The organism is Bradyrhizobium sp. th-b2 (assembly GCF_000426785.1).
Lineage (GTDB): Bacteria > Pseudomonadota > Alphaproteobacteria > Rhizobiales > Xanthobacteraceae > Bradyrhizobium > Bradyrhizobium septentrionale.
Window position 1 is genome coordinate 1 of record NZ_AUGA01000149.1, and the last position, 6,790, is coordinate 6,790.

At 58.2% G+C, this 6,790-nt stretch carries 8 protein-coding genes and 2 pseudogenes; 6 read left to right on the plus strand and 4 right to left on the minus strand.

Annotated features, from left to right (window positions below; all coding sequences use genetic code 11):
- The first annotated feature begins 7 nt into the window (after positions 1-7).
- On the plus strand, positions 8-445 hold the full coding sequence (locus tag K359_RS66570) for a hypothetical protein (RefSeq protein ID WP_371261258.1): 438 nt from the start codon (positions 8-10) through the stop codon (positions 443-445).
- Here the strand turns inward: K359_RS66570 and K359_RS0146145 are convergent.
- On the minus strand, positions 396-647 hold the full coding sequence (locus K359_RS0146145) for a DUF2188 domain-containing protein (protein WP_371261259.1): 252 nt from the start codon (positions 645-647) through the stop codon (positions 396-398). The two genes, K359_RS66570 and K359_RS0146145, sit on opposite strands and share 50 nt — an antisense overlap.
- A 707-nt stretch (positions 648-1,354) precedes the next feature.
- A complete protein-coding gene (locus tag K359_RS65420) occupies positions 1,355-1,783 on the minus strand; it encodes a ParA family protein (protein ID WP_225024809.1) in 429 nt (142 codons plus the stop codon).
- Positions 1,784-3,664: 1,881 nt separating this feature from the next.
- Between K359_RS65420 and K359_RS56105 the strand changes: the two genes are divergently transcribed.
- On the plus strand, positions 3,665-3,880 hold the full coding sequence (locus K359_RS56105; RefSeq protein WP_198031287.1) for a hypothetical protein: 216 nt from the start codon (positions 3,665-3,667) through the stop codon (positions 3,878-3,880).
- A 10-nt stretch (positions 3,881-3,890) separates the two neighbouring features.
- Here the strand turns inward: K359_RS56105 and K359_RS65425 are convergent, their stop codons facing one another.
- Positions 3,891-4,112 carry a hypothetical protein gene (locus tag K359_RS65425; protein ID WP_245284938.1) on the minus strand — a complete coding sequence of 74 codons (222 nt, stop codon included), beginning with the start codon at positions 4,110-4,112 and terminating at the stop codon, positions 3,891-3,893.
- Here K359_RS65425 and K359_RS66575 point away from each other — a divergent pair.
- Entirely contained in the window at positions 4,017-4,694 is a 678-nt protein-coding gene (locus K359_RS66575) for a DUF1842 domain-containing protein (RefSeq protein ID WP_371261260.1), read from the plus strand. The two genes, K359_RS65425 and K359_RS66575, sit on opposite strands and share 96 nt — an antisense overlap.
- A 306-nt stretch (positions 4,695-5,000) precedes the next feature.
- Positions 5,001-5,528, plus strand: coding sequence for a PRC-barrel domain-containing protein (locus tag K359_RS0146160; protein WP_029085057.1), 528 nt, complete (start codon positions 5,001-5,003; stop codon positions 5,526-5,528).
- A gap of 268 nt (positions 5,529-5,796) precedes the next feature.
- On the opposite strand, the pseudogene K359_RS56110 reads toward K359_RS0146160, so the two are convergent.
- Positions 5,797-6,300, minus strand: a pseudogene (locus K359_RS56110) (IS701 family transposase); the annotation flags it as partial.
- On the opposite strand from K359_RS56110, the pseudogene K359_RS62670 reads away from it, so the two are divergent.
- Positions 6,300-6,444: pseudogene (locus K359_RS62670) on the plus strand (transposase); the annotation flags it as partial. The pseudogenes K359_RS56110 and K359_RS62670 overlap by 1 nt on opposite strands.
- A gap of 85 nt (positions 6,445-6,529) precedes the next feature.
- On the plus strand, positions 6,530-6,790 hold a 261-nt coding region (locus tag K359_RS60395), incomplete at its 3' end, for a transposase (protein ID WP_029085059.1).

Sequence of the window (6,790 nt, forward strand, 5' to 3'; positions counted from 1 at the left end):
GAGGCTCGTGTTCTGCAGGGTATTTGCCGCCGCACCTTATCTTCATAACGGCTCGGTCCCTACCCTGGCGGAATTGCTCAAGCCATCAGGGGAGCGCAAATCGCAGTTTAGCGTTGGACGGAAATACGACATTGAAAACGTTGGTCTTGCTGCCACCCAGGAGCCGCTGAGCGAAACTCTGTCCGTCACGGATTGTAGTAATATCAATTCTGGCAATAGCCGATGCGGACACGAGTACGGGATCAGTTTAAGCGACCAAGACAAAAGGCGTTGCTTGAATACCTCAAGACACTGTGACCCGCTCCGGCGCTCCCTCTTTGACCGGTTTCCAGCATGCTGTCGGTCACAGTATGCTCGCTTATCGGCACGAGCCTTGAAACGAGCCTCCAGCCCGATTAGCCGGACGGTGGGTATAGGTCTTGGCCATATGTCCACTCGTTTCTGAACCTGTGGTCATGGCCCTGAACTAGAACCTGAGCGTCGCGTCCTGCCTTTCCCTCCTTGTGGGCTGCGTCGACCGCGGCGCGGATCGCCTCTTCCTCAGTGGCGTAAGCGCCGGAGTACTCACAATTGAGCGCAACCCTCCACTGGCCTTCATGGCGCGTGACGAAGTACTGAACGCTTTCCATAAAGCTTGGCTCCGGCATCGCCCCCGTGATCGATAGACGGGTCGTACTCTGTAAATCTGCCGCGGTCGCCTCAACTACCGTTTTGGTGGGCTCCCAAGGAGCAGCGCCTTGTAGTGATAGGGCTGGCCTGTTTGCTGTGACCGCGGAGACCAACTGCCGCGCCTTGGCCGCTTCCCTTATTTACGAGAGCTGGAACGTAGCGGCTTCAATCGGCGAGATCGAGTATCGAGAGCGAGATGTCGCCTAGCTGCTAGCCAATCTTCTCTCTCTGGTTGGAGTCGAAGGCCTGGATTGATGACGGATTGGGAGACGATCCATTTTTCCATTATGACCGAGATCCCAAGCTCTTTTTTTCGTCTCCACCCTTGCTGCGTTGAGTGCTGCGACTGCTTGCGTTTGATCGACAACAAGCTCTCCGGTCCGGTTCTGATAGCGAACCCTTATTGCCAGCGACGATGCTGCCGACCTCGGTTGTGAAACTACGCGAGTTTCTTGCGCCGAGCGACGCTTCAATCTCCACACCGGCACGCGTTCCGCAACGGCTTCAGCATAGCGGTCTCGTGCAACAATCTGGCCTGGGAATACGTACTTTGCCGCTTCGCGCAAGAGCTGCTCTAAGTGCGTCCGTTGACGAGGCGACTTGGTATTGAAATTCGAATGCAGCAAGCCGAGGAATCTCGTGTCCTGGCGACCGCACCGTCGTTGGACACCGATCACGGTCTGCATCAGGCCTTTAGTCTTCCAGGTAAATTGGCGCCAGCACATGCGAGGCGGCGACCAGGCAAGCGACGCTGCGAAGCCCAAGCGATGGCGAGGTATCGATCATTCAGATATCGAACCGCTCGGCGGCATCGGCGAGATTGCTGCAGGGTCATGACGGCAGCAGCGTTGCCGCGATCGATATCCGTAAAGGAGCTGTCGGCCGGTGCCAGCGTGATACCGTTGTTTTCACCAGCGACTCGGGTCGCGGGCTTGAAGAGATCGGCCGCCGAGATCGACCCTGTATGCTGCTTGAGCGTGTCGGTCGCGCTGCCCTGCGCGTCAACATCGATCATCAGAACCCGGCGGCCAGCTTCCGCCATGAACCAAGCCAGATGCACAGCAAGCGTCGTCTTGCCGACACCCTTTTTATTGTTGATGACGATCGTGTTCATCGATGACTACTCCTTCCGATCGTGCTGCTCCTGCTGGCACGATTTCGATGAAACCGGCCTCTTAATCCCCGGTGTTGGTTGGAACCAACACCCGCTACGGACCGGCGCTTTCTAGATAATCTTCAAAGCCCGGCACAAATCCCCTGCCAGAAGAGTCAGGTCGGCCCAGCCAAAGAAAAAAGACGCGCCGGATCGAAAACCAGTCCACACGGGTCGACAGGCGGTTGATGTTGTCACCGAAGCGCAGCCGCCCTCCCCGGCGTGTTGGTTTGAACTTCCAACACGTTCCGGGCCTGCACCATATTGCGACATCAACTGCTGGAAGGACGCGACAGAACCCGAAGCCCCAGAGACAGGAAATCCCTGCTCCGCGAGAGTCAAAGGGTCCCAGCGCGAAGAACACTAAATGGCGTCAGCTCAGTTGGTTGGGCTTTCCATCGATTGAGCGTCGTGAAGGGGTCGAGAGCCAGGAATCGACTCCCGCAGTTCTACAAAGTTCCAGTTTGAGACATGAACCTTGGCACGCTTTGTGCTGACCCATCCTTGTCGGGATTTTGCATCACCTTCGCGGGGCTAGGAGCCAACGCCGCTCGAATCATTTCAAGCGAGCGGCGTTGTATTGTCGAAGCTCCTCGGCGAGTGATCCTGAATCCACACGTGGGCGACACTCGCCGGACCAAGGTATCAACCGCCTTGCCGAGGAAACCCCGCCAAGATCGTCGTTGGCGGCCGACAGCAATGTGAGCGTCCACAGATCGTTAACAAATCCGGAGAGGCTAGCGGGCTTATCTGTTGGCTCGCATGGGGAGCCGTCACTGCCGTCGCTTCGCGCGAGCGAGCCTTTGCGACTTGGTGCGAGACGACAAGCACAATGGCCGAATCTCGAATCTTTGAGAAGCGCCTCCTTCAGCTCGGCGGTCGATTAAGTTGACGATGCCGTTACGCCGCTTGTGCGGCACCAGCAACCGGTCGGCTCTCTGCTGAGATGTTTCGTTGTCGTGCAACACTTCGAGACTGCAGACGCGAGCGATCGCCACGGCGCGGCGCGAGATTCGCTGATGGTTCATGGATTTTGCTTTTAGCTCTGATGCCGGTAGCGGACTGGCTGCCGGGGGTTCAGAAATCCTGAACGGCCAATGTGCTTTTGGGGTGCCCCTTCGACATGGGCGCACCGTCCCACCGAACGGGGCTGTTATACGCTGGCCCATTTGATGGCCACTGATGCTATCTCGGGTTTCTGATGCCCAAGCCTACGGTTGCATACAACCTAGACGTTTGCAACAGTCATTTTCTACTCAGGGCGCGACGAAACCGCGCGCTCTCCCTTGGTTTTTCGTACACACGGCTGCGCTCGGCCGCTCGGCTTTATCAAACCCGAATTGCTCAAGCTCCTGCCGAAAGCGCGGACAACGAACCTGCAAGCCGTGCTGCCGTGGCCTACTGCACTTACGATCGAAAGCCCGACGCGGATATAGACGCAAAAGACGGCGAACTGTCTTAGACTGGTCGCGCAGAAAGTTGACGCCGGTCTCGTCGTATTCATTCGTGTCAGGCCGATGCCACAATGTCCGCAACTCGACGCTGAGCCGCGGGGCTCGCACCGGCGAGGCGCACCTTTCTATGGCCATTGAAGCACTCACCGCGCAAATTCTCTGCGGCCGCTGGCGGACACCACCCAGCGCCGCACGGGTCATCAGGCGTGCGGGGATGCTGCGCAGCGTCGCCCAAGCATCGTCAGCTCACGAGGACAATCATGGGTTTCTATCAGACGGAGCCGTCTAAAACGACAAAAGTCACCTTCATCACGGATCCGATGGATTCGGGCTATTTCTGGTCGAAGTTGAGGGTGATGCGCCGAACTTCACGACAGGAATTACCCTAGTGCGCGATCCGCATTGGGTCGGCGGCCTGAAGATCGACGTGATGGGCTGGACGGGACCGCTCGGTGATGGGTCCACGCCCTACGCGGTCAAGGGCAGCTTCCCCGGCCATTATGTGCCGCAAATCGTCGTGTCCGGTAGCAATGGCACGCGCATTCCGGTGAAGGCGATCTCGGCGGAAGAATCTGACAACTACGTGCGGAAGTTGGCCGGATGACCACGGCCGATCACCCGCTCAATCCTCTTAAACAGGAAAGGATAGCTCTATGCCAGATACGACAACCAAAGACCACGTCGGATTGTTTCACGCCTGCTATCAGATTGGCGAAAGCCGCCCAGGAGACATAATCTTCATGCTGGATCTGGTCGTTGACACGCCGAACAGGCGGATCCAGGGCTGCGGCAGCATCACCCAAGCTGTTAATCCGCGCTGCGGCAGCATCACCCAAGCTGTTAATCCGCCGCTCGATGTCGCCGCCTCCCTGCAAGGCAATTACAGCCAGCTGCCTACGTTCTTGCCGGCGCCGGCACTACTTCTAGTACTCCTTACTGGCTACCCGCCGATCCACTGGCCGCACCATGCCGGGCTGGGACCGGTGATTCTGCCCAACGTCGATCTGCGCATGACCTGGTCCCGAACTGGCAATCGGGAATCGCCTCCTACCGCTATCGCAGCGGCCACGGCGATTGACAGGAGGTCGAGGCCGCGCCGGTCAAGCTGGTGTCTCCAGTCGTCGCATGAACGCATCAAGTTCGGGCCGGCAAGGCTCCTGCCCGATTATCGAGACTGGGCTGATCGTTCAGACACCCAGCCGGTGTGGTATCTCTCTTCATGGCGTTGCTCTCCTTTGTGGCATCAGCACCCAGAGCCTACCGGCTCAAGGTGGGCAACGCCAACCTCTTCAGAAATTCAACAGAACCCGGGACCTCCCCTTGACGACTGGAGGCTCCCGGTTCCCAGAGCCGATGCGTCAATACTGCGACGACTTGACCGAGGTCATGATCCGGTCTGGCCACTGGATGGCACATGAATGTCCGGTAGCCGTGAACGCTGCATTAGCGAAGTGGCTGGCGGTGAAGTTGGCTCACGTCTGGTCCTCGTGAAAGCGGTCATCGCGTTGGAAACGGCCCAACGGGCTGAACGGCAACCACAAGCAAATCTTCGCTCGAGTTCGTGGGGTGCCTCTCGAAAGTCTGAAAACATAGGGACGGAATTCTGCCATCACGGAACAGCATCAGGTCTCAGAGACCTCGGCAGCACGGATACTGTTTCTTGTTCCGTCTCTGGAACCAAACTTTCCGCGCCCTGTTGTTCCCCTAAGCAATGGAGGAACATCATGATTTCGAAATGCATTGCAATCGCATTCCTGGCTACTGCGTCGATGACCGGCGCGGCTTCGGCGCAATCCACGAACCAGGTCGATTCGACTACCACTGCCACCACGCACAAGGTGGGTGAATGGCGTGCGTCTAAGCTTGCCGGCGTGAATGTGTACAATGAAGCAAACGAGAAGATCGGCGAAATCAACGAGGTGATCTTGGATAGGTCAGGCAAGGTGGCCAATGTCGTTCTAGGTGTTGGCGGCGTTCTCGGCTTGGGCGAGCACTACGTGGCAGTCGCCTTCGATAAGTTGAAGTGGGTTGACCAACCGGTGACCTCGACAACTACGTCGACAACGTCCGCCCCAGCGAATGCTCCTGCAGCGACTTCCGCTCCAGACAGCACCACGCGAACCACCACCGGTGCCGCAACTACGACCACGACAACCACCACCACCAGCGCCAGTAAGAGTTGGTACCCCGATCACGCAGTGCTTAACGCCACTAAGGATGAATTGAAGGCCATGCCGGAGTTTAAGTACTAACTCTCGCCTACGATCCGAAGCCGCCCCCAACGGGGCGGCTTTTTGTTTGAGTGGCCGGATCGATGACGCGTCCGGTGCTAGGGGCCCCCTCTCTTTCCGCCGTTGACGGCTCGGTGTGCCTGCTATCGCCCGTCCGTAGGGAGCTGTGGCCTGACTGTCTTGTCGCCTGAACGGCTGAAGGGAATTGACGAGGTGCTGATGCGCCGTCCCAGCCAAGGTAAGGGCAACTTAGCACTACTTTGGCAGAATCTGTTTGCGCCAAGGTTTTTCATGGATTTGTTTTCTGCAGTAGGGACACCGCTGAGACGCTGGCCGAAGGATGAGATCAACGATAGCGTGACGGTACGGCGGGCATGGTTGGTTGAGGCGGAGGCCCGTTGATTCTTTTTTTTCCGCCCCGCGTGTGCGAGGCGACGGTGCTGCTAGAAGGCGTAGGCAATCATAGTCATTAGGGCGTGACGATGAAGACCTTGCCACGAACGCCCTTCGAAGTGATCGAGGCCAAGCTCTTCTTTCTGCTGCTGATGGGCCTGCTCGCAAATCCATCGCGCCTTGATGGTGGCGGCCAGTATGCGCAGATCTGCCGCCGCGAACAGGTTAGCAAGATAGTATTTCTTCTCCCCGAGGCGCGATGCTCGCCAATGAGCCACGCCTCGTCGCCCGGGAGATGCTGCTGATCCTTATCCCATATTCGCTGCGGAGGCCCGTCGGCGATGCGCACACGGACAGCAGCAAATCGGGCTTTCAGCCGACCCTTCGGCCCGCTGCGCCAAGGCTGTGCTGGCAATTGTGCGTGACGATGCAGTCTGTCGCCGGCTTATGACAGTGCCGGGCGTTGGTCCCCCTAGTGGCTGTTACCTACAAATCAGCGATTGATGACCCTCATCGCATCGTAAAATCGAAGGCAGCAGGCGCTGCTGTGTAAGCGCTGTTCAGCGGCCACCTACCGGTTGACGGGGCGATCTGCGAGTCTGCGGTTTGTTTGAACCGTTAGGCTTAGAATGGACACAGAGCATAGTGCTATCACGGAGCCGGTGAGGCGGCTTGAGGTCTTCACTGGAGCCGGCCGTCGGCGGAAGTGGAGCGACGAGGACAAGGCGCGGATTGTTGCGGAGATCGTTGCGAGCGGCGACTCAGTCTGTTCGGTAGCGCGACGGCATGGATTGTCGCCGCAGCAGTTGTTTGGCTGGCGCCGTCAGTTGCGAGAAGCTGCGGGCGGTCATTCCGAAGTGGAAGAAGTACAGTTTGTGCCGGCGGTGGTG

Coding starts and splice junctions, on each gene's coding strand:
- K359_RS0146145 (WP_371261259.1), bottom strand. CDS start 647: ATGCCGGAGCCAAGCTTTATGGAAAGCGTTCAGTACTTCGTCACGCGC.
- K359_RS65420 (WP_225024809.1), bottom strand. CDS start 1,783: ATGAACACGATCGTCATCAACAATAAAAAGGGTGTCGGCAAGACGACG.
- K359_RS66575 (WP_371261260.1), top strand. CDS start 4,017: ATGCTGGATCTGGTCGTTGACACGCCGAACAGGCGGATCCAGGGCTGC.
- K359_RS0146160 (WP_029085057.1), top strand. CDS start 5,001: ATGATTTCGAAATGCATTGCAATCGCATTCCTGGCTACTGCGTCGATG.